Below are 22,297 nucleotides of genomic sequence, written 5' to 3'. Positions count from 1 at the left end.
ATTCACACTTCGACGATTAAATTCGTGGAGTTAATCCATACAATATAAATTGAATCGTATTTTCAATTTCTGCTTCATCATTCCATTTTTCTTCAGGTAATAATAAAAATCGTGTTAATAATAAACCTAATACAGCTGATAAAGTAAGACGTAGTACGGAAGATGGTGGTATCTCAATAATCTCTCCTTCTTCTTGAAATTTCACAATCAACTTTTTGAAATGTGAAAACAGTTCTGTTTCTACTAATTGCTGTATTTCATTTTTTAGTTCTGGTTGAAATGGTACTTCTTGAATTAATATTTTTATCATAGGAAAGTGTTTTTGAGCAAATTTAAATCTATTATGAATTACAACCCTTAAAAGTCCTTCATACGATTCATACTCTGATTTAAATATTTCTTTTGCAAAGGTTTGTACGAAAAATGGTGCAGCGAACTTAGTTAAAGTTGGCATTACGACCGCTAGTAATAAATCTTTTTTCGTCTTATAGTAGCGGAAGATGGTTCCTTCCGCTACACCAGCACGCTTTGCAATTTCACTTGTTGAAGTTGAAGCGTATCCTTTTTCTCCAAACATATCAACAGCCGCCTCTAATATTCGCATTTGACGTTCATTTCGTTTATCCGTATTAGTTGCAGCTATTAATTCCTCCAGCCAATCCTTCTGCATTTATAAAGCTCCTTTTTGTCATTATTATATTTTGCGATGTTTCTTTAAAGCAAATACATTTCCTACTGCAAATAATAGTGAAAAAAGTAATAATACAGTAAGATCTAATGCAATCTCTGTAAACCCTTGATTCCGAATCATCACTTGTCTCATTGCGTCAGCGCCGTATGTGAGTGGAAATACTTTCCCTAACATTTGTAGCCACTTATTCATAGATTCCATTGGAAACAATCCAGAAAAGAAGATTTGTGGCACAATAACAAGCGGTATAAATTGAATCATTTGAAATTCATTATTTGCGTATGCCGATAAAAACGTACCTAATGTTAGTGCAGTTAAAGAGAGCATACATGTAATAAGTAGCGTTAGCCATATGGAGCCAGCTACGTATAAATCTAAAATATAAACGGAAAAGCTTACGATAATAATGGATTGTATAAAGGCAAAGATTCCAAAACCAATAATATAACCTGCGACTATCTCCCATCTTCTTACTGGGGTGGATAATAACCTTTCTAGCGTACCACTTAAACGTTCTCTTACGAAAGATACACCTGATAATATAAATACAAAGAAAAATGTAAAGAAACCAATTAATACAGGACCAAGCCCATCAAACATCGTAAAGTCTTTAGAGCCATGTAAATAATTTACTTCAGGTTTCATAATCGATACATCATTCTTCTCTGTGCTTTTTTGCAATACTTGAAGTACAGCACGATTTTTTGACGAATCACTACCTTCCAACAGAAGTTTCATTTTTCCATTCTCTATACGAAATACTGCATCTACCTTTTGTTTTTCCAACTCAGAAATCGCCTTTTCCTTACTGTATTCATAAATTGACGCTTCTTGATTTTTCATCATTTTTACTATTTGAGCGGGCATATCAACAACAGCAATTTGCGGTATATAGTCTTTCTGTGTAAACACTAGTGACAAAAGCCAAAGTAATAACATCGGTGCTCCAAACATCATTGCTAACGAACGCTTATCTCGAAAAAATTGACGGATAATACGAATGATTACACCAGTAACTCTCATGATGGAGCCACCTCTTCCAGCAAAAAGACATCTTCAATCCGTCCAGAGGACACGCGTTTTTTCAATTCTTCAGTTGTTCCAACCGCAACTAGTTTCCCTTCTCTAATTAACCCTAGACGCTCACAAAATTCAGCTTCATCCATAATGTGCGTCGTTACAATAATCGTTGTGCCTTTCTTTTTAAGATCATAAAATTTTTCCCAAATCGTTTTTCTAAGAAGCGGATCTATCCCCACTGTAGGCTCATCTAAAATTAATATTTCTGGTTCGTGAAGGAGCGCTATTGCTAATGATAAGCGTTTTTTCATTCCACCTGAAAATTGTTGTACTTGCTTTTTCATATACTGAGACAATTGTACAAGTTCAAAAACCTCTGCAATTCTTGTCTTTTTACGTTTTCCCTTTAGTCCATACATCGTTGCTATAAAATCTGCATTTTCATATGCTGACAATTCTTCGTATAATGCATCCGCCTGGGCCATATAACCAATTCTTTTCATTTCATTTAAATTAGGCATATTAGTATTATTAACAAGCACTTCACCTTTCGTTGCCTCATTAATACCTGCAATCATTTTAATGAGCGTTGTTTTCCCCGATCCAGAAGGTCCAACAAAACCAAAAATTTCTGCTTTTTCAACTTGCAATGAAAGATTGTGTAACACTTCTTTTTTCCCAAAACTTTTTGATACAGTCCGTAAAATAATGGAAGGTTGTTGCACGTTTCATCCTCCTTTTCCAATAAAATGAGTGAGTACTCACTTTTATTTTACCCTTGCTTAATTATATGTCAAACTTCATTGATTAGTATGTATGTTCAATCAACGATATTAAACAATGAAACAGAGTCGACATTAGAATTTCATTTCCTAAAGTCGACTCTGTTTCATTTAAACTATAAATTTCACTTTACGTTTTTAAATTCATATACTTCCGAATTCTAGCAACATCTAAAGAATATTCAATAACTAATTGCTGTAACGGTAAAATAACTGTGTCAGGATATAAATGTGCATATTGTAATGTTTCTGCATATTTTTCTAACCTTTTTTCTAAATACTTTATTATTTGATCAGGATGACTTACTAATAAACATTTACAATAATAATGTATTTGTTCCTCAATCGCCGTGTATTCTTCAATTTCATATTCTTTATGCATGTGTACACCCCTTTAAGTTTTTTACATGAATTACTTATCACAATTTTCACTCGACAAATTTTAAGTTTTTTGATTATTTACACTATAACAAACAATCAGGGTCAAATTTTGTTACTTTATGTAACGTAGAAAATTTTTAACAAAATTGTAATGTTAACTCCTGTAAAATACATAAAATCTCTTTACTCACTTTTGTATAAAAAAATCGTACAGCTTAATTTAACTGCACGACTACAATCTCTGGCCTATTCAAAATTCTTTGCGGAATGATACTATTTCCTAATCCTCTACTCACTACCATTGATGTATTTTGTTCTACATATAAACCTGCTGTATATTTAGGTAAAACACCTTGATTTGGAGCAACTAATCCACCGATAAATGGCAATCTAACTTGCCCTCCATGAGCATGTCCCGATAAAACCAAATCCAACCTCTCATTCGTATATTCCTTTATAAATTCAGGCCTATGGGATAATAATACATTATATCTATCTGGCTGCATTTCAATTTTTGCTTTTTTAATTTCATCTATTATAATATTTCCTTCATCACGGTTTCCAGTACCAAACTCTGGATCATCAATACCTAGCAAGTTTATCTCTTGCTCACCCTTTCGAATGCCTACATGTTCATTTCTTAAAATATTGACACCATATTTCTTCAACTCTTTTTCTAAACTGTTATACTTTCCAGACCATTGTTCATGGTTTCCTGTCACAAAATATACAGGATACTTCTTTACCATTTCTCGTATTAATTGCATACTAACTTCTGCATCGTATGATTTACTGTCAATTAAATCACCCGTAATCGTAATAATATCTGGGTCTATACTTTTTATTTTTTGAATTAACACATCTTGATTATCGCCAAATTTTTTATTGTGTAAGTCTGAAATTTGTAGAATTTTATACCCTTTAAAAGAGGATGGTATTTTACTAGAGGTTATTTTAACCTCAGTTATACTTATTAAATTGTTCTGTAAATATAAAAAGATTGTAAAACCTACTAATATACAAATAATCATTACAATTCTATTAATTTTCTTTTTCATATTTTCTCCTTTACATTCTCATCAAACACTTCTATATGCTAACTGAATTATATTATACTTTCTTGAAATTTATTTAAATTAATAAAATAATACAGTACATGAAATTTCGTATGAGATATGTCATATATATTCGTTATATTTTTACTTTTACCTTTTTAATAATAAGAATACAAAAACGACTCTTATCACAAGAAAAGAGTCGTTTTCTAACTTTATACTTTTAATACTTTCATGTTAAAAATGCGAAAACTAAAATACTATTTAAGAGCCTTAACTATAACTTTAGTTGCCTCTGCAATGAGTTGATTATCATAGGTTGCCTCTTTCTCATCTTTACTAGATAAAATTGCGATGATAATTGGTGCTCTATTTGGAGGCCAAACGATAGCAATATCATTTCTTATCCCGTAACTGCCAGCACCTGATTTATCTCCAACTACCCAGTCAGTTGGTACGCCTGCACGAATAAGTTTGTCACCTGTAGCATTTCCTTTCATCCACTCTGTAAGAATTTTACGTTTTTCAGCAGGAAGTGCATTTCCGACCGTAAAAGCTTTAAGATTCGTAGCAATTGCTTTCGCTGTACTAGTGTCACGAATGTCTCCTGGAATAGCTTCGTTTAATTCTGTTTCAAAGCGATCAGACATAGTAATCCGATCCCCCATCTGCCTAAGCGCTTTTTCATATCCTTTCGGTCCACCTATTTTATTAAATAAAATGTTCCCTGCAGTATTATCACTTGAACGAACAGCAGCCTCAGCAATTTCTCCTAGTTTCATTCCAGTATCTACATGTTTCTCTGTAACAGGTGAATAATCCACTAAGTCTTCTTTCGTATATGTGATTACTTCATTTAATGAATCAATTGAGTTTTGCTGTAGTAATACTCCCGCGGCTAAAGCCTTGTAAGTTGATGCGAAGGCAAATCTTTCGTTAGGTCGATAAGAGATTGTTTGATTTGTACCAGTATCAATCGCATATACACCTAATCGAGCATCAAATTTTTTCTCAAGTTGTGAGAACTCTTTATGCGTCGCCTGATTTTTATGTTTCACTTGTCCAGTCTTTTCTTTCGCTTCAACTTGCAGTGCCCCTCCTGTAAAAGCTTCTAGGCTTGTAATACTTAAACCTAATATACCAACGCATATTCCTATTTTTAGCATCCTCTTATTTTTCAAAATCATCATTCCTTCCAAATTTTTAGCACCTTTTTATACGTACACATAATAGACAATCACCGAACCAAATTTGTTCCACAAACTAAAAAAATTATAGCTAGTATGAGAGTTATTAACAAAATAAGAGATAGTAGCTACGACGCCTCTATCTCTTATTTCATATTTCATTTTTTTACTTATAAATGGCTTTATATGAACAGGGTCTCTTCCCTGAGAAAAGTACTCTAATTTTGCTTAGAACTACCTGTACTAGTAGCTTCACCATGTATACGTTGCTGTTTCAAATCAAAGTATACATCTAATACTTCCTTTCCAATTATAGAATTAATTCCATTTTTATCATCATGAAGCCATGGAACTACTACGGAAAATGCTACTTCTGGATTATCATATGGAGCATATCCAACTAACGTTAAGTTGTAACATTCCATACGTTCTCCTTTTGCATTTCTACCAATCGGGTCATCTCCACCATATACAGTTTGGGCTGTTCCTGTCTTTCCTGCTGGTTTATATGGCGCGTTTTTGAAATATTTCACGCCAGTTCCATCACCTTCTTGGAATACCCATCTAAACCCTTCTTTTATCCGATCAATATGTTCTTTCTTCATATCAATTCGATTTAATACGACAGGCTCTATGGAACGTATAACTTTGCCAACCTCTTCTTTTATTGATTGTTCTCGTATTTCTTGTACAATTTGAGGTTGCATTCTATAACCACCATTCGCAATCGTTGAAATATATTGCGCTAATTGCAACGGCGTATACGTATCATACTGACCGATAGAAAAATCTAGTAAAAACCCAGGTTGACTATCTACTTTTCTCGTTTGTCCAATTATTTCATTCGGTAAATCAATACCTGTTGGGACACCTAAACCAAATTGCTTGAAATAATAGCGCATCGTATCAAATGCTCCTTGTTTAATATCCAATGAGCCATTTGGTACGTAATTGACCCCCGCAATTTTTAAAGCTGTCTGGAACATGTATACATTCGAAGATACTTGTAAAGCCCGTAAATCATTAATATTACCAAATCCGGATACATTCCACGATTTCTTAGCTTGTGTACCTTTAAATTTCATCGGCGCGTCATAAAATTGATCTCCTGGATGTATTGCCCCTGTCTCATATCCAGTTAATAAAGTAGCACCTTTTACAGCTGACCCTAGCTCATACGAAGTTGTCATGTTTCCTAATGCCAAATCCTCAACCTCTATTTTCCCTTCTTTTTCTACAATCTTTTTGCCTGCCATTGATAAAATTTGTCCGTTATTTGGATTCGTCATGACAACAAAAGCTCGATCGAGCAGTGGCTCTGAACTCTTAAAAGCTCTCAAGTTTTTTTCTATACTTTCTTCCACTTTCTTTTGTAATTCCATATCAATCGTTAATGTTAAACTATTACCACTTTTTCCTTTAGAGATTATTTCTGTGCTAACAATGTTTCCTGATTTATCAGTAATATTTTTTACTTCTTCTTTTGTGCCGTGTAATACATCTTCATATCGTTGTTCAATATAACTTTTTCCAACACGATCATTACGGTTATATCCACGTACTAAATAAGAATCTAAATTTTCTTTCGGTAATCCTTCTTCACTACTCGTAATATTTCCTAATACAGAACGAAATAAATTACCGTTTACATAATTACGTTCCCAATCAACAGTTGCATCTACTCCTGGAAAATTCGCAAGATTTTCGCTTATCCGCGCATACTCTTCATCTGTTACATCTTTTTTAATGATTTGTGGTGTTAGTTGATAACCTGAACTCATTTTACTTTTAATAGCTAACACCTTTAAATCTTGTGCTGTTAATTCTGCTAATTCTACCTCTGTAACCCGACCTCGTCTTAAGTCTTCTATTTTTTTATCTAACTCTTTTCCCTCTATACCCTTTTCTTTAAACTTTTCTATATCTTTCTTAGTAATCTTTGTCTCCGCACGTTTCGAATTCAACTGCATCCAAAAATCTTTTTTATCGATATCTGTTAATTTATTTATATCTTGTTCAGGCATTTCAAGTACTTTCGCCAAGTCTTTTGCTGTTTTTAAAATATCTTCACTCGTAATTCCCTTCACCCTTGTATACGTAATTGTGCGAAGAGATTTATTATTAACAACTGTTTTCCCTTCTCGATCTAAAATTTGTCCACGTGGAACTGGAATACTAGTTATTGCATTTTGACTACTTTCCACTTGGTTCTTATAAGCCTCTCCCTCAACGATTTGTACCTTTCCTAGCTGCATAATAATAGCTGAGAATAGTACAAATATGCAAAGGAACATTATATTTAATCGAATAGATATATATGTCTTCTGCTTCTTGCCTTTTTGTTCTTTCATAAATCCTCCATTTAATCCTTTCAGAAATTGCTACAAATACTAAAAGCATTTCTTATATATTAGATACCGCTAATCGGTTATAAATATCGCCTCAATTTTTTGCTTAATCCTTGTAAGCATCCATTCTTTTTCGTTTAGCTACGGCATTAATAACTCTCCCTTCTTGTTTTCTCTCTATTTTTTTGCCGCTTGCATTAGAAGTGCTAAACTGTATAATGACTCTTATTAAACTTACATATAGACTTGCTAGTAAATTTTCATGCTAATTATTCCTTTCTTCATGCTTTAATACTTAATAGACAACCTAAACAATAAAGTTGTTCCACATTTACAAAAAAAATAATTAAATATAAGATGAAATAGGCTACATAAGGGAGGGTTATATGTTACATACAAAAAGATGGAGATTTTTTGCGGTTCTTTCTATTGTAGGTTTGATTTTACTAATTTTATTAAAAATCAACTTCATTTCAATTACTATCGCAACTTCTTCAGCTGAAAGAGGAAAGATTTTTGATCAAAATGGTGTAATACTAGCTACAAATAAGAAAGTTAAGTCTCTATATTGCACTTCTAATGATGAAAAGCTATCGAAACAAGATACATCAAACACATTAGCTTTTTTTAATCAATTTTCAAGCGAGTTTCAACATGATATTTCTACAGAGAACATAAAATCTCAATTACAACAATCTTGTAAAAAGCAGACTATGAATGATATACCGTTATACTCTCATATAACTGAGAATGAACTTGCATTCATAAACAAAAACAAACCCAATAATGTAATAATTAAAGATGAATGGATTCGATATTATCCTAAACACGAAATTGGTTCACAAGTAATTGGGTATGTAGAAAATGACCTTAATTCAAAGCATATGGCTGTTGGAAAAAGCGGGATTGAGCTGCAATATGAAAATGATTTAAAAGGAAAACCAGGCAAAACTCTTATTTTTAAATTGAATAATAAAAAGTTCTTATGGAACATTCAAAAAGTACAAAAAGGAAAAGATGTGCGGCTAGCTTTAGACTCTGAGTTGCAGCAAAAAGCAGAAGAAGCATTAAGATCTCAAATTAAGAAAATACCTGATGCTAAAGCTGGTTATGCTGTAGTAAGCGATGCAAAAACTGGCGCAATTTTAACTATGGCCAACACGGCAGTTTTTGATCCAAATATATTAAATACACGTGTATCTTCTAGAAAAGAAAACATTAACTCTCTTTCGCAAAATAAAGCAATTCAAAAATTAAAGTATGGTGAATCTTATGTAAATATGGCTTCTACTATAAAACCACTCACTATTTTAATTGGATTAAACGAAAAGCTTTTCCAACCCGAAGATACTTATTTAGATAAAGGTACTTTTCAGTATGATAATCAAAATAACATTACGAATGCGCCTGGAACACCAACAGGGGAGATTACACCGAGGCAGGCTATCATTAATTCATCTAACACATTTATGACAGCAAAAGTAGCTCTGCCCTTATTCAACCAAAATAATGGAAATATAGAAAAAGTGGCACATATATGGACAGATTATTTAATGCAATTCGGCCTACGTTCTAAAACTGGGATTGATTTACCCTTTGAAGAAGACGGACAATATGAATTCCATCCATCTAATAAGTTTGAAAATGGAATCTCCGCTTTATTAAACGCCTCTTGGGGAGGAAATGAAGTGCATACCCCTCTTCAACTCGCTCAATATGCAGCAACTTTGGCAAGTAAAGGTGATAAATATAAACCTCAAACTGTAAGTGCAATTATTAGTCCGGACGGTAAGGAAACAAAAAAGTTTAAACCAATTTTAGAAAGTTCAAATCGTTACCCGATGAACTTTTGGAGTGTCGTGCAAGGTGGAATGAGTCAAAATATAGAGGAAATTAAAAAGTTGCCCTTTGACGTCGCAGGTAAAACAGGTATTACAGGTTTTCCGAATGAGCAAGAAAGAATGATAAATCATTCTCTTTTCATTGCATATGCTCCTACTGAAGATCCACAAATTGCCGTTTCTGTCGTTATTCCTGGTAGTAATTCAGAAAAAAACATTGCCGCTCTCGTTACATCAGAAATTTTAGAGTACTGGAATACTCTTCAAAAAGAGAATAAAAACAAAGAGGAAGGTTCATTAAAGTGAACCTTCCTCTTTTACCATATAGAATCTATATTTATTATTTTCCATGTTCCTTCATTATTCTTTTCGAACATAAATGAATATTTAATATCAGTTAAAACGTACTCTTTCTGTACATATCCAGTATTACCGTTAATTGTCGAAATTTTTATATATCCATCATTTTGCACTTTTTCTGGAATCCAAGCTTTTACCATTTCATTAGATATTTCATATAAAACTTGTGATTCTCTCTTTGGTTCAGCTAAAATTTTCGTTTTATTTCCAGTAACAGTTGCATATATATAATGCGCTTGGTTTGGTTGGTTACTTTCTGTCAATCCACTTGGTACTTTATATACTTGCTTTGTATCTTTTGCAAACTCTCCCCCCATTGTAAGGGCGACTTGCAACTCATGAAAGATATCTTCATCAAACTTCAATTCATCCTTCCTATAACTCTTTCCTTTAAATAGAACTTCATCATTTAACGCTTTGTACAAGTTATTTTCATTTTTTGAGTTCGTACTTTGATATAGTTCATTCATAAATTGTTTTAATGATGGATCTTGAGCAGACTCATCTTTTGTTTTAGGCTTAATTTGAGTACTACTTTGTACCGGCGATTTATTATCATCAAGCCAAGGTTGTTGAACAATGAAAAATAACATTGTACAAACCAAAACAACTACAATAGGTAATGCTTTTTTACGAAATGGTCTTTTATGTTTTTCAAAATCCACTTCATTATTTTCATATATAGACTGCTTTATTTTAGAAATAAATTCTTCTTCATCTTTACGATTCTCCATTGGGCCTTTTTTTATTTTTCTATACCAGTCAGGATTTTGTTTATTGTTCATCACTACTACCCTCCCCTATTAATTTTGAAACCTTACTTCTCGCTCTACTTAATCTCGATTTTACAGTTCCAATGGATACTCCTAATGTTTCAGCCATTTCTTCATAAGATAATTCATATTTTGCATCCAATATAATTATTTCACGGTGCTTTTTAGGTAGTTCTAATACCACCTTCCACACATCATTCATTTCTTCTTGCTTAAAAAATTCTTGTTCTGCTGACAGGGATTGCTTATCGTCACTAAAAAATCCTATTAAAGATATCCTTTTAAAATAAGAGGATTTCAAATAGTTTATTGCCGTATTTCTTGTGATTTTTAATATCCACGTTTTAATAGATGACTCCTTTCGAAATGAATTCCAATTTTTAAACACCTTTATAAATACATCTTGCGTGATATCATCTGATAAGTGTGGATCTTTCGTAATAATAAATGAATAATTCCATACATCTTGCCAATAGTCTTTTATAACATAGTCCAGCTCATCATGATTACACTTTTCAATAAACGTCTGTTCCATTTCCACACCTCAAACTTATTTGAATAAACATAAAAACTGCCCTCACTTTTATTATGGTTTCAATATATAGACAAGATACAAGTTTCATTTGTTCCATTGTTTATCTTTTTCAAGCAGAATAATAATACTAAAAAACAAGTAAAGCATACAATGATAAAATTCTACTCATGAAAATCTGTTTTTTGAATTTAACGTAACACTCCACTTGTCCATTTCAATTTGCTATCTCCTTCTATTTGCCATTAACAATGTCAACTTTTCTAGAATGACAGCAAAAAAGCATTCTTTCTAATCGAGAATGCTTTTTTGAAATTTAATTGTTCTATATTTCCCCCAATTTATATCTTTGAGTTAAGCAAACATGTAATAAATTTAGTGAAAAATTCACCTTATAATTAAGTATTATTTCTGAAATACATGTTTTATTTTTTCACCTGGAACGTTACTTCCTCCTCTTCCTTTTACATCTTCAATCATCATTGTAACAATCATGTCTGGCGCATTTGCATCGAAAGCTGCGAACCATCCCAGTTCTTTTCCGTCTGCTTCTTTCGACTCTTTCAGTTCTGCTGTACCAGTTTTACCAGCAAGCGTCACACCATCAACCTGTGCAATTCTCCCTGCGCCATCAGGGTCATTAATGACTTTGATTAATGCACTCTTTAATATCTCTTGATTCTTTTTAGAAACCACATTTTCTTTCCAATTCCCCGCTACTTTTGCTTCTTTTAAAAGATGTGGCGACGGAATATTCCCTTCATTTACAATCGGTGCATATGTTAATGCTAAATGAAGTGGTGTCATTAGTACTTGTCCTTGTCCATAGCCCGTGTCTGCTAGTTGAATATCGTTTTTTATCCCATCTTTTGCAATGATTGAAATAGGAAGTTCGTATTCGATTGGTAATTTTTCATGAAATCCGTACTTTTTAAATTCATTTACATACTGATCTTTTCCCATTTTCAAAGCTTGTTGAGCAAAATAAATATTATCAGAGTACTTCATTGCCTTATCAAAATCAATTGGACTTGCATCCTTTACACGCGTTACATAGTAATTTCCCCAAGACGAATCTTTTGTCCACTTCGATCCTTGAATTTTAAATTCTTCCTTCGGATTTATTGTGTTTGTTTCCAAACCAATTGCACCTGTGATCGTTTTAAATACGGAACCTGGTACAAATGCTTGTGTAAAGCGATTCGTCATTGGTAGTTTCGAGTCGTTACTCCATGCTTCTCGTTGGGCTTTCGATGCTCCTCTAACTATTATATTTGGATTATAAGCAGGGCTACTTACAAGTGCGATTGTTTCACCTGTTTTAGGATTGACCGCTGCACTAGACCCTGCTTCAGTTTTCATCTCATTAAAGATTTTTTCTTGAATTGCAGCATCAATTGTTAACGTAACATTTTCTCCTTCTTTTGCTTCTTTTTTTGCTACGTTTTTAATCTCTTTCCCCTTCTCATCTTCTATAAATACGCGTCCACCCTTTTCACCACGCAATTTATTTTCTAACACTTTCTCTAAACCGGTCTTACCTACTAAATCATCTGCTTGATAACCTTGTTTTTGAAGTGATTTTAACTCCTCCGCATTCACCTTTCCTATGTATCCAGTTAAGTGTGCCGCTGCTTCACCTAATGGATACGTACGAATATTTACTGGGTGAGATGAAACTCCTTCTAATTCAATATAATCATTCTGTCTGGTTCCCTCTTTTAAAATACCAATTGGTACAAAGGAGTCTGGTTTTATCCATTTTGCTGTGAGCTTTTGTTCGACCTCTTCTATAGACATATCAAGTAATTGTGCTACTATTTCTTTCGTTTGCGCTGCTGTTTCGCCTAGTTTCTCTGGAATAATTCCAACCTCAGTCGCTTTACCATTCGTTGCAAGCCCTTTTCCATTTCGATCATATATTTCTCCGCGTTTTCCTTGCTCTATTTGCATACGTACTTTGTAATCTTTTTTCATTCCTGGAAAAATGAAGTCTGGCGTCCAATCTATTTTCCAAGACTCTTTATCTTTCACAAGTTTTGCTTCATGGATGAATGAAACTGATCCTACATCGGTATCCATCTTAACTTCAAAAAGAAAAAGCTCTTTATCTTTCGTATTCTCTCCTTTCATTTTAACTTTTAAATTCTTAGCTCCAATCCCCTCATAGATTTTTTGATATTTTTCTGTGAATTCTTTTTTAGAAATTGATTTTTTTGCATGATCTGATAAATGATCATACATATTTGTAAATTTTCTATCATTCCATAAATTGATATATTCTTCAAATGCTTGTTTTGGCGGTTCGTTTTTATTACATCCTACCAACATAACCGCGAAACAAACGAAAAGCAGCATCCATAATTTTTTCAATTCAATCTTCTCCCTTAGTTAAAAATGATGATTCCTTTCTTAATTTATTTAATAAAAAATGTTTTAACGCTTAATAGACAGTGAAAGTAAGGATATTGTTCCATATTTACAAAAAACTAAAAAAGAGTGATAAGAATTCCGTAAATTTGGAATCCTCATCACTCTCGTTTGATATTGTGCAAATCATGAATATGAAATAATAATTTCTAATTTTAAAAAATAATTTTAATTTTCCAACTAACGAGATAAAAATCATGTATTTGTTCTATTTTTAATAATTCATAAATTCGTTGAAATGTTCGCATCAAATTCATCTGATGTTTTGGTATCTATTTTTCTCCCATCAATTGTCATCTTTATTTTTTGTTTTTGGTTTGCTGTTACCACCCAAGCGTTCGGTAAATAACGATCTTCATGGGATAATGTAGACGGTGAATTTATAACCTTTCCTCCTAAATATAGCGTAGCAGAAGAACCTCCATCCATTGCCATTGCATTTATAGCTCCTTTTTCATATAGAATATCTTGACACTCTTTCAACGTAGCTCCTATACTATGTGTCTGTCTACCGTCAATAACTAGAAACATAATTGTACCATCTTCTTTTTGGGCCATAATACTTCTTGGAGCCGACCCCCAACCGCCGTCTCCTTCTGTAATCATTTTTTCTCCATTTACAATTAACTGTGGCATAAATCCAGCTGCGGAAACGACTTGTTTATCCAACAGTTGTTGGGTAGAATAATTTCCTGTTATCATTTGACCAAACTTTGTTAATCCTGTAATAATTGTAGGGGCATTTCTATCCATATTTGTATCAATAGCTTTCCCATTTTCTATCACAATTCCAGTAGCAACATTTCCTCCACCCCTTCCTGTTTCGTCAGCAAATCCACTTGCATTCACAGCAACAAGTGCATGATTACGTTTTGCCATTACACTAATTTTTTCTCCCCTGTTAGCACCCTGTGTTCCTTGATGGCTAACAAGTTTAACATTGAAAGGATTACTAATTGTTACTAACTTTCCTTCGAAAAGAAAGCGACTATCTTTATTACTTTTAATTGTTTCTACATCAATTTCTAATGGCTGATTTTTTAATTCTTCTAATCTTTTTCCTACTATTTTTTTATAAATATGCTCATCACTGTTTGACCATTTTGGATGATTAATTCTATCTTGCAGTTTATCTAGTTCCTTTTGGGATAGGAATGTATATTTCGCATATTGTGGATGCTGAGAAGTTAATATACTCCCAGCGATTGTTATACGAAGCTCTCGGCCATAGCTAGTACCAAATAGTATTCCTACGCCAATAATCATTAAAATAGAAAATAGAAGCAAAATTCGTTTGAAGATTTTTCTTAGATGTTTCATAGTTTTATCCTCCAGCATTCATTACATTCAATAAATCCATTAAAATATTATTTATCTAAAGACAAAAGTGTTTGATTTCCTCATGCCTGAATTCCCCACTATGTTTTAGCAATTAAGGCAACACACTTATTCCGGATTTCATTTTTTTAGTGTATATTTATAAATTTAATAACGTTTTTGCAACCATGAAGTAAATTATTAATCCTGTTCCGTCAACAAATGTTGTAATAAATGGACCTGAAACAACTGCAGGATCTAGTTTTAATTTTCTTAGAATTAAAGGTAAAACAGCTGCTACAAGAGAAGCCCAAATAACAATAAATAATAAAGTAATTGCTACAACTTGCGCAACTTCTGCTCCAACTCCTAACATATAAGCACGAATGAGCCCAGCTATCCCAAGTGCAAGTCCAAGAAGCATACCAATTGCAAATTCTTTTTTCATTACACGGAAAATGTCTTTAAATTTTAACTCTCCAATACCAATTGCACGAGTAATTGTTGCTACAACCTGTGTTCCTGTATTCCCTCCAGTACCTACTAATAATGGAACAAAGAAAGCAAGGGCAACTACAGTTTCAATTTCGTCTTCAAAATACTTTAATACTGTACCTGTATATGCCTCAGCAACAAAAAGAAGTAATAACCATGGTAGACGTTTTAGGAAAATGCTCCAAATACTAGCTTCAAAGTAAGATTGATTCAATGGTTCACTTCCGCCTAACTTTTGAATATCTTCTGTAGCTTCTGCTTCCATAACATTCATTACGTCATCAAATGTTATAATACCAATCATTTTATTATTTGCTGTTGTGACAGGTATTGCTGCTAAATTATAATTCAGTAGCTTTTTTACAACTTCTTGCTGGTCAATTTCAGCGTGTACTGAAATTACCTCTGGCATCATGATAGTAGATAATATCTCTTCATCTGCTGCTAGTAATAACTCATGTATGGAAACGATTCCCTCAAGATAACCATGACTATCAAGAACATAACTATAAGATATTGATTCTACATTTTCAGAATGTTCCCTAATGTACTTCAATGTCATTTTTACTGACCAATTTCCTCTAACTGCAACAAAATCACTTGTAACAAGACTTCCTGCCGTTTCAGGTTTGAAAGTCATTAATTTTTTTACGTTATGTTTTGTAATTTTATCTAGATACGCCATTAATTTAGCCTGTTTTTCCGGATGAACCGCTAGAAGTAAATCTACTAATTCATCAATCGGTTGTAAATTCAGTAACTTTTTAGCTTTATTTTCAGATAAGTGAATTAAGATATTATATTTTTCTTCTGCACTCATATATTGAAGAACTTTAGAGCTTTTTAATACAGGAATCATATTTAGTAATATGACTTGATCTTCAATTGAAAACTGTTTTACTTCTTGCGCAATATCATACGACGGAAGACGTAAAACTTTCTCTGCATCCAAGTTATTTTTGGTTATAAGTAATTCCTTTAATAATTTCTTCATGTTAACTCCTCCTCATATTGCTAAGGGAGACTCTAGAGTTTCATGAGTGGTTTTGTTTTATTTTATCTGTCTTAAATTTTTTATTAGAGCAATAATAGTTACATTGCAATCAATTCATTAGTTAGAATTACCTCCTTTTTGAATATAGACAAGATAAAAATAAATAACATTAAACAGAAAAACCTTTACTCAAAAAGGAGTAAAGGTTTTTTCACAATACAAATAAATGATTATTAAGACAGCTCTGCCGAAATCACAGAGGTGCCTTTCTATCAAATCGTATACCACTCCCTCGTTGAGTTTTAGCACTGTATAGCATAGGTTTTTATAACCAGCTACATTAAGAAGGGCCTTAATCCGACCGTTCCTGTTGACCCATTGGCGTCTCTCGACATTTTTGGGCAGCAGCGTTTCTCTATACAGGAGCCTCACCTAACAAAGTTTATTGAATTACTTCAAAATTTAAACCAGAATTTAATATTTGTCAACTGACTTTCAATTCCATTTATAAAAAAATCTTTTATAGAAAATGAAATTATATTTTATTATAAATTTAAAATTCCCCTTAAAAAACATAGAATTCAAATAGATTTAATTCGAAGAAACGTAATAAAACATATGAAACTTATTATTTTTAATCAAATTCCAACTTTATAACAAAAGATGAATAATTAGTCATTCTGTATATAAAAAGAACATTCACAAAAAATCTTCTTTTATGATTAAAATCTTCTTTACTGTTTATCAAATTTATATGGTTAAACTACTTAATCAAACGATACACTACAAGTCAAAAATATGTACTTATACAGAATGATTACAGACATTTTTTTATATCATTTCTCAAAGGACTATAAAGCAATAAAACAAATAAAATTAGCAATACGGTTGCTTGACAAGCAAAAAAAATATATTTATGCTTGCTACACGAAACAAACACATAAAATTTATATTGCTTAACCTGTTAGGTGAGGCTCCTATGCAAACACAGGCTATTGCCCAAAAATGTCGAAAGACGCCAATGGGTAGAACAGGAATTGTCGGATTAAGGCTCTTCTTAAGATAGCTAAGTAATGAATTTTCATTACTTTACGTTGTATAGTGCCAAAGCTCTACTAGGGGGAAAAAGCCTTATTTAGTCATGCCATTTTGAATCCCTCTAGTTACATACTAGGGGGATTTTTGCGTAAAAAACAGGGAATAAGTGATAGAATCTTTCTAAACAAAAGTCATATTTAGTAATTGACGAGAACAAGATTCTATTCATTAGCAAATGTAATATTATGTTTTGTTTTAAATCAGGAGGATATTAAAATGAAAAAAATATTAAAACTCGATTATCTATTGCTCCTTCCTCTATTCATAACATGTACTTTAGGTATTATCATGATGTATAGTGCAAGCTCCATTGTCGCTGTCCAACATTACGGTTATAACAGTAGACATTTTGTTGATTCTCAATTAACAAAGCTACTTTTAGGAACAATAGGATTAATAATTTGTGCTTTACTCCCATATGAAATATGGAAAAAACGAATAGTCTCAATCTGTATTATGGTTGGGGGGATTTTTTTATTAATTATGGTTTTATGGAAAGGAAAAGTGGTAAATAATGCTCAGTCATGGATCTTTGGAATACAGCCAGCTGAATTTCTTAAATTAGGAACAATACTTGTAACAGCCCGTTTTTTTGCATTGCGACAAGAACAAGCTAAAAATAACTGGAGTGGTATCGGAAAACTTTTATTTTTTTTAGCTACAATTTTTTTTCTTATCTTTAAACAACCAAATTTAGGATCTGCACTTTTAATATTAGGTATAGGTATTAGCATATTTCTTTGTTCAGGAATAAATATAAATCTACTAATCAAAAGAACTACCATCGGTTCTATTTTATGGTTACCTATTTTATATTATTTGATTCAATATAGTTTATCAGCAGTTCAAAAGACACGTATTACTACGATTTTCAATCCCTTTCTTGATGCGCAAGGAAATGGATATCAGCTTGTAAACTCTTTTATTGCCATTGGCTCTGGAGGAATCACTGGTCGCGGATTTGGAAATAGCATACAAAAAACAGGGTATCTTCCGGAACCACATACTGATTTTATAATGGCAATAGTTTCTGAAGAACTAGGATTTATTGGTGTATTTATTCTATTGGTGGGAGTTTTGACTATAGTACTTCGCTCCTTAAAAATTGCACAATTATGTGTAGATCCATTCGGCAGTTTTATAGCAATTGGTATAGGATGTATGATTGGTATGCAATCAGTTGTAAATTTAGGTGGTATTACGGGACTATTTCCTCTTACAGGTACTCCATTTCCATTTGTAAGTTTTGGTGGAAGTTCTTTAATGGTCAATTTAATAGCAATAGGAATATTGCTTAATATCTCAATTTTCAATAAAATAAGACATTCTCCTTTTTAAAATCTATTGTACTATAGTCATTTTTGTTACATTTAGAGAGATTATACAGGCTTTCATAATGATTTGATCAAACTGTAGATTTCTTAATTTTAGACGAACATTTAAAATATTTTATAGCATAGAATAGACAGTATACAGTAGACACCACTAATATCTACTAGGTGAATAAAAAAGAAGGAGAAAATAAATGACTCTAAATATAAATAGAGTATTCCCACGTAATTGGTATGCTGTGAGTTATGCAAAAGATATAAAAAAGATTCCAGTAAAAAAAAGAGTTGCTGGCAAAGATTTTGTATTATATCGGGATGAAAAAGACGAAGTTCAGGCCCTATCACCTTACTGCCCTCATCGTGGCGCTGACTTATCACTGGGACAAGTAGTAAATGGTAAACTAGTCTGTCCCTACCATGGTTGGGAGTTCGATAGTTGTGGTACTTGTGTAAGAATTCCATCCCAACCCAATAAACCTATCCCGAAATTTGCTCATACCCTCTCATACCCTGTAAAAGAAAAGATTGGGTTGATTTGGATATATCCTGATAATGAGGAAACTCCACCTGAATGGCAAACTTTTCATGTAATGGAGAACACTCCTTTTAAACTCTCTTTCTTCCACGCCACTTGGAATGCACACCTTACTCGATCAATCGAATCTGTGCTGGATATTGCTCATCTTGCTTATGTACATAAAAAAACGATTGGTAGAAAAACAAAAGCCGAATCAACCAATTATAAGCTGGAGGGAACACTGGATCAGTTTATATTCTCAAATGGTGATGCTTACCTTGAATACAAATTCCCACATCAGTGGATGCTTCACAGTGGCAAACAGGAGAATGAGTCATTTATTCAGTACATTACGTTTACACCAATTGATGAAGAAGAGACATTAATTATGGGATATACCGGAAGGACATTTTTAAAGTACTTCCCTTTACTAGACCAAATTTTAGCTAAATTTAGTTTAAGAGTACTAAAAGAGGATCAAATTATTGTAGAAAGTCAACATCCTAGACCTATACCAGAAGCTTTAAAAATGGAGGCCCATGTTCATGCAGATATGGCTCAAGTTCAGTTTAGAAAACGTTGGTTTCAGTTTTTACAAAATAGGTCTTGTTTTTCACTTGATTCAAGGCACGTAACGCAGTATTAAATATAGGTGTAGTGATGTTGATAGACGTGGATGCTACCCCATCGCCATCAAGCTAAAATTTTATAGTACCCCCTGAACCCAATTTTGTACTAACTCGTAACAAAAAATCCCTTCAAAAAAAGAAAGGCGCCTATGCACCTTTCTTTTGTAATTCATTCTCACTCTCTTAGCATTCAGAATCCCTTATGAATCACTTTAATGCGTCATTGTACGGACCTAATTACTCTTTAAAAAAGTAATAATTTGTCTCCTTACTTTTCAGTAACATATTTCCTCTTATTATTAAAAATAAGTCGTTTCTGCTTAATATTTTTACTATAACTCTAACTAGTGCTAACCAAAGGATCATAATAAGCCAAATATAATTTATTAATCACGTTTAAAGTACATAAGTCTGCACTGATTGAAAATGCAGAACCAGCATTAATATCGTTTAGCGTATTCCTAATCCGCTAACGACTTAAATCACCTTATTTCACTCTCTTCGGTAAAGCTGAGCCTGAATGTTCAATTACTGGATGAACATAAACATTAATGTCAGCATTACTAAAATAATTTTCACCTTGATCCCAATTCTTACTTATTTTCTTCCATTCTTTATAATTATTCCGCTTATATACTTCTCCTAATGCTAATACATCCACCTTATATTTTTTTGAACAAGCTTTATTGATTTTTGAATTCTTTGATCCATCTCTTTTGAAATATCCTTCGTTAAGCGTTTTTTATCTCCATGCTCAAATGTTTTCAATTATTTTTGTTTCTCCAGATTTATTATAGAATCTTTCATCTAAAATTAGTCTGTTTTACCAGTTAACATAGAATTTGACAGACAAATAAATTCTTCTTTGCAATCTAAAAAAATGTATGTGCAATAAGAGTTATGTTTAACATTAACAAAACACTTAATATAACCAATAAACCATACACCCAAAATTTACTTCTTCATTGAAAAAACAACATTTTTAGCTAGATGTAGTAAGTTATTTTAGGATGAAAAATTTAAAATATCTATCTTTATATACAGTTCAATATATTACTACAATTTTAACAAAGGACCACAAGCAATTGTAAAAGAGAAAATGAAAAAACAAATTAAGTTTTACCCTATACAATCATTAAAATATATTAAATTTATTGTTTAATTACCAATAAGAATTTCATAAAGAAAGCACAGACTTATTAAGGCACATATTTATCTAACCTACATAAAATAAAGATGTACAATTGCCTACTTTATGAGTTCTTTATAACGATATATAGAAAGGGTTCATTAAGTTATGTTTGTTGGGAAATAGCATTTATATTTCTTCTAAAATAAACAGGGTACAAATTGCACATATCGGCCTGTTTATTTTAGAGAAAAGTTGTTTATAAGTAGTTCTTTTCTTTAAAAGAAGGAACTACATTTTTTAAATTAAATTTCTAAATGAATAAATTTAGCACGAGAAAGGAATTGAACTTATGTCTAATTTAAATTTCATTTCTGATCAATTTGCTGCAATTCTTAAAGGAAAGAGTAAAATAAATCAAGGTGGTTGTTCGGTGTCTTTTCACCGCAATTTTAAGGTCCTGGTTCAAGGAAAACCAAGTGCCTATGTAGTTCCCGTCGGAGTAAGTTTTGAATCGTTGGATCAAAATGGCAATGCATTAAATTTAGGAGAAATCGCGGTTCTACAAGAAGAGATCCCTGCATTTATGAAATCAATTGTACAACAAGGAATTATTGTCAGTGCTTTACATAATCACTGGTTATACATGAATCCCTTAATTATGTATATTCATATCCAATCGGTAGAGCACCCGTTACATTTTGCAAGAAAATTGGCAAATTCATTTTTATCGTTAAGCAGCTATCCTGTTACTAATATCGAAGGGCAATAATTTATCTACAATCATAGATATGGTAATAATATGTACCAGACTCCATGCACGTTGCGCTTGTATAAATAGTATTATCTAATGTATCTTCTTCCGTTATTACTCCTCCTTTTGGAACCTCACAATTTTACAAAATACGAAAAATGACCGATATACCCTCTTCTTCGTTATCTATACCCTGAATATTTTGTTTACCATACGCTGCCCGTATAAACCTTGATGGTGGGGTGAAATCTCCATTAAGTCCCATTGAACCTGAACCTTGTCCAAAAGCACTTAATGGTACATCCCCCGCGCATGGCTGCGATTTAAGACCTATATATTGTCTTAAATTTTATAAATGCCAATTAAACTCAGGACTATTAGTCACTACTCCTTGTCGATTCTAATACAATAGATTTACCCCATTTATCCGCTAAAATCCAATGTAATGGTGGAGTAACTCCTAAAGCAGCTAATGGTACCTCCCAAAAGGAAATACTAGCTACAAATTTCTTTAACTCTTCAACAGATTTGAATTGTGTCTTTTGAAACCAGAAGAAAAGCCAATAGATTTCTGAAAACTAGGCGTATGATTTGATATTGTAAAGCCCTCAGGCATCAATTTGTTCATCACCT

16 protein-coding genes, 3 pseudogenes and 2 riboswitches are annotated in these 22,297 nt (G+C 32.5%); of the genes and pseudogenes, 4 read left to right on the top strand and 15 right to left on the bottom strand.

The genetic code is table 11. From position 1 onward, the window contains the following. Positions 1-16: 16 nt before the first annotated feature. From HFD78_RS20235 to HFD78_RS20205, 7 genes are all read right to left on the bottom strand, one after another. Complete coding sequence (locus HFD78_RS20235; RefSeq protein WP_001168192.1) at positions 17-670, bottom strand: TetR/AcrR family transcriptional regulator; 654 nt, start codon at positions 668-670, stop codon at positions 17-19. Between the two features lie 24 nt (positions 671-694). Beyond that, positions 695-1,714, bottom strand: coding sequence for an ABC transporter permease (locus HFD78_RS20230; protein WP_001266719.1), 1,020 nt, complete (start codon positions 1,712-1,714; stop codon positions 695-697). Next, positions 1,711-2,436, bottom strand: coding sequence for an ABC transporter ATP-binding protein (locus HFD78_RS20225; RefSeq protein ID WP_001187070.1), 726 nt, complete (start codon positions 2,434-2,436; stop codon positions 1,711-1,713). Before HFD78_RS20225 ends, HFD78_RS20230 begins: the two co-directional genes overlap by 4 nt. Positions 2,437-2,623: 187 nt before the next feature. After that, positions 2,624-2,875 (bottom strand): hypothetical protein, encoded by a 252-nt coding sequence (locus HFD78_RS20220; protein ID WP_000548621.1) that lies wholly within the window; start codon positions 2,873-2,875, stop codon positions 2,624-2,626. 214 nt (positions 2,876-3,089) lie between these two features. Beyond that, positions 3,090-3,932, bottom strand: a complete 843-nt coding sequence (locus tag HFD78_RS20215; protein ID WP_000727194.1) for a metallophosphoesterase — start codon at positions 3,930-3,932, stop codon at positions 3,090-3,092. Positions 3,933-4,189: 257 nt separating this feature from the next. Then, entirely contained in the window at positions 4,190-5,116 is a 927-nt protein-coding gene (gene bla, locus HFD78_RS20210; protein ID WP_033668278.1) for a class A beta-lactamase Bla1, read from the bottom strand. Between the two features lie 218 nt (positions 5,117-5,334). Further along, a complete protein-coding gene (locus HFD78_RS20205) occupies positions 5,335-7,467 on the bottom strand; it encodes a peptidoglycan D,D-transpeptidase FtsI family protein (RefSeq protein WP_000662990.1) in 2,133 nt (710 codons plus the stop codon). Positions 7,468-7,850: 383 nt separating this feature from the next. Between HFD78_RS20205 and HFD78_RS20200 the strand changes: the two genes are divergently transcribed. After that, positions 7,851-9,611: a peptidoglycan D,D-transpeptidase FtsI family protein gene (locus HFD78_RS20200; protein WP_000903341.1), complete on the top strand. Its 1,761-nt coding sequence runs from the start codon at positions 7,851-7,853 to the stop codon at positions 9,609-9,611. 11 nt (positions 9,612-9,622) lie between these two features. Here the strand turns inward: HFD78_RS20200 and HFD78_RS20195 are convergent, their stop codons facing one another. The 5 genes from HFD78_RS20195 to mgtE all read right to left on the bottom strand — a co-directional run bounded on the left by HFD78_RS20195 (position 9,623) and on the right by mgtE (position 16,206). After that, complete coding sequence (locus tag HFD78_RS20195) at positions 9,623-10,450, bottom strand: hypothetical protein (protein ID WP_001060753.1); 828 nt, start codon at positions 10,448-10,450, stop codon at positions 9,623-9,625. Next, positions 10,440-10,973 carry an RNA polymerase sigma factor gene (locus tag HFD78_RS20190; RefSeq protein ID WP_000438327.1) on the bottom strand — a complete coding sequence of 178 codons (534 nt, stop codon included), beginning with the start codon at positions 10,971-10,973 and terminating at the stop codon, positions 10,440-10,442. Before HFD78_RS20190 ends, HFD78_RS20195 begins: the two co-directional genes overlap by 11 nt. Positions 10,974-11,375: 402 nt before the next feature. After that, complete coding sequence (locus tag HFD78_RS20185; RefSeq protein WP_000737770.1) at positions 11,376-13,343, bottom strand: penicillin-binding transpeptidase domain-containing protein; 1,968 nt, start codon at positions 13,341-13,343, stop codon at positions 11,376-11,378. Positions 13,344-13,622: 279 nt separating this feature from the next. After that, the gene (locus HFD78_RS20180; RefSeq protein ID WP_000681825.1) at positions 13,623-14,720 is read right to left on the bottom strand and encodes a phosphodiester glycosidase family protein; all 1,098 of its coding nucleotides are present in this window, start codon (positions 14,718-14,720) and stop codon (positions 13,623-13,625) included. A 157-nt stretch (positions 14,721-14,877) separates the two neighbouring features. Next, complete coding sequence (gene mgtE / locus HFD78_RS20175) at positions 14,878-16,206, bottom strand: magnesium transporter (protein WP_000734819.1); 1,329 nt, start codon at positions 16,204-16,206, stop codon at positions 14,878-14,880. A gap of 281 nt (positions 16,207-16,487) precedes the next feature. Beyond that, positions 16,488-16,653, bottom strand: a riboswitch (M-box (ykoK) riboswitch). A 506-nt stretch (positions 16,654-17,159) separates the two neighbouring features. Next, positions 17,160-17,336, top strand: a riboswitch (M-box (ykoK) riboswitch). 184 nt (positions 17,337-17,520) lie between these two features. Between mgtE and HFD78_RS20170 the strand changes: the two genes are divergently transcribed. After that, on the top strand, positions 17,521-18,642 hold the full coding sequence (locus tag HFD78_RS20170; RefSeq protein WP_000722117.1) for an FtsW/RodA/SpoVE family cell cycle protein: 1,122 nt from the start codon (positions 17,521-17,523) through the stop codon (positions 18,640-18,642). Between the two features lie 187 nt (positions 18,643-18,829). Further along, positions 18,830-19,798: an aromatic ring-hydroxylating oxygenase subunit alpha gene (locus HFD78_RS20165; protein ID WP_000174196.1), complete on the top strand. Its 969-nt coding sequence runs from the start codon at positions 18,830-18,832 to the stop codon at positions 19,796-19,798. Positions 19,799-20,018: 220 nt separating this feature from the next. On the opposite strand, the pseudogene HFD78_RS20160 reads toward HFD78_RS20165, so the two are convergent. Both HFD78_RS20160 and HFD78_RS20155 read right to left on the bottom strand, forming a co-directional pair. After that, positions 20,019-20,087, bottom strand: a pseudogene (locus tag HFD78_RS20160) (HXXEE domain-containing protein); the annotation flags it as partial. Positions 20,088-20,268: 181 nt separating this feature from the next. After that, a pseudogene (locus tag HFD78_RS20155) lies at positions 20,269-20,528 on the bottom strand (Ger(x)C family spore germination C-terminal domain-containing protein); the annotation flags it as partial. A gap of 734 nt (positions 20,529-21,262) precedes the next feature. On the opposite strand from HFD78_RS20155, the gene HFD78_RS20150 reads away from it, so the two are divergent. Continuing rightward, positions 21,263-21,682 (top strand): DUF1259 domain-containing protein, encoded by a 420-nt coding sequence (locus HFD78_RS20150; protein WP_000067577.1) that lies wholly within the window; start codon positions 21,263-21,265, stop codon positions 21,680-21,682. Between the two features lie 4 nt (positions 21,683-21,686). On the opposite strand, the pseudogene HFD78_RS20145 reads toward HFD78_RS20150, so the two are convergent. After that, positions 21,687-22,206 (bottom strand): annotated as a pseudogene (locus HFD78_RS20145) (linear amide C-N hydrolase); the annotation flags it as partial. Positions 22,207-22,297 lie beyond the last annotated feature (91 nt).

It is taken from the genome of Bacillus sp. EKM501B (assembly GCF_011800505.1).
In the GTDB taxonomy this organism is placed as follows: domain Bacteria; phylum Bacillota; class Bacilli; order Bacillales; family Bacillaceae_G; genus Bacillus_A; species Bacillus_A cereus.
The sequence above is the reverse complement of the archived record's forward strand: the minus strand, read 5'-3'. Positions and strand labels throughout refer to the sequence as shown.

Excerpts from the sequence above, each read along its gene's own strand:
- HFD78_RS20235 (WP_001168192.1), bottom strand. The coding sequence starts at position 670 with ATGCAGAAGGATTGGCTGGAGGAATTAATAGCTGCAACTAATACGGAT.
- HFD78_RS20230 (WP_001266719.1), bottom strand. The coding sequence starts at position 1,714 with ATGAGAGTTACTGGTGTAATCATTCGTATTATCCGTCAATTTTTTCGA.
- HFD78_RS20220 (WP_000548621.1), bottom strand. The coding sequence starts at position 2,875 with ATGCATAAAGAATATGAAATTGAAGAATACACGGCGATTGAGGAACAA.
- HFD78_RS20215 (WP_000727194.1), bottom strand. The coding sequence starts at position 3,932 with ATGAAAAAGAAAATTAATAGAATTGTAATGATTATTTGTATATTAGTA.
- bla (WP_033668278.1), bottom strand. The coding sequence starts at position 5,116 with ATGATTTTGAAAAATAAGAGGATGCTAAAAATAGGAATATGCGTTGGT.
- HFD78_RS20205 (WP_000662990.1), bottom strand. The coding sequence starts at position 7,467 with ATGAAAGAACAAAAAGGCAAGAAGCAGAAGACATATATATCTATTCGA.
- HFD78_RS20200 (WP_000903341.1), top strand. The coding sequence starts at position 7,851 with ATGTTACATACAAAAAGATGGAGATTTTTTGCGGTTCTTTCTATTGTA.
- HFD78_RS20195 (WP_001060753.1), bottom strand. The coding sequence starts at position 10,450 with ATGAACAATAAACAAAATCCTGACTGGTATAGAAAAATAAAAAAAGGC.
- HFD78_RS20190 (WP_000438327.1), bottom strand. The coding sequence starts at position 10,973 with ATGGAACAGACGTTTATTGAAAAGTGTAATCATGATGAGCTGGACTAT.
- HFD78_RS20180 (WP_000681825.1), bottom strand. The coding sequence starts at position 14,720 with ATGAAACATCTAAGAAAAATCTTCAAACGAATTTTGCTTCTATTTTCT.
- mgtE (WP_000734819.1), bottom strand. The coding sequence starts at position 16,206 with ATGAAGAAATTATTAAAGGAATTACTTATAACCAAAAATAACTTGGAT.
- HFD78_RS20170 (WP_000722117.1), top strand. The coding sequence starts at position 17,521 with ATGAAAAAAATATTAAAACTCGATTATCTATTGCTCCTTCCTCTATTC.
- HFD78_RS20165 (WP_000174196.1), top strand. The coding sequence starts at position 18,830 with ATGACTCTAAATATAAATAGAGTATTCCCACGTAATTGGTATGCTGTG.
- HFD78_RS20150 (WP_000067577.1), top strand. The coding sequence starts at position 21,263 with ATGTCTAATTTAAATTTCATTTCTGATCAATTTGCTGCAATTCTTAAA.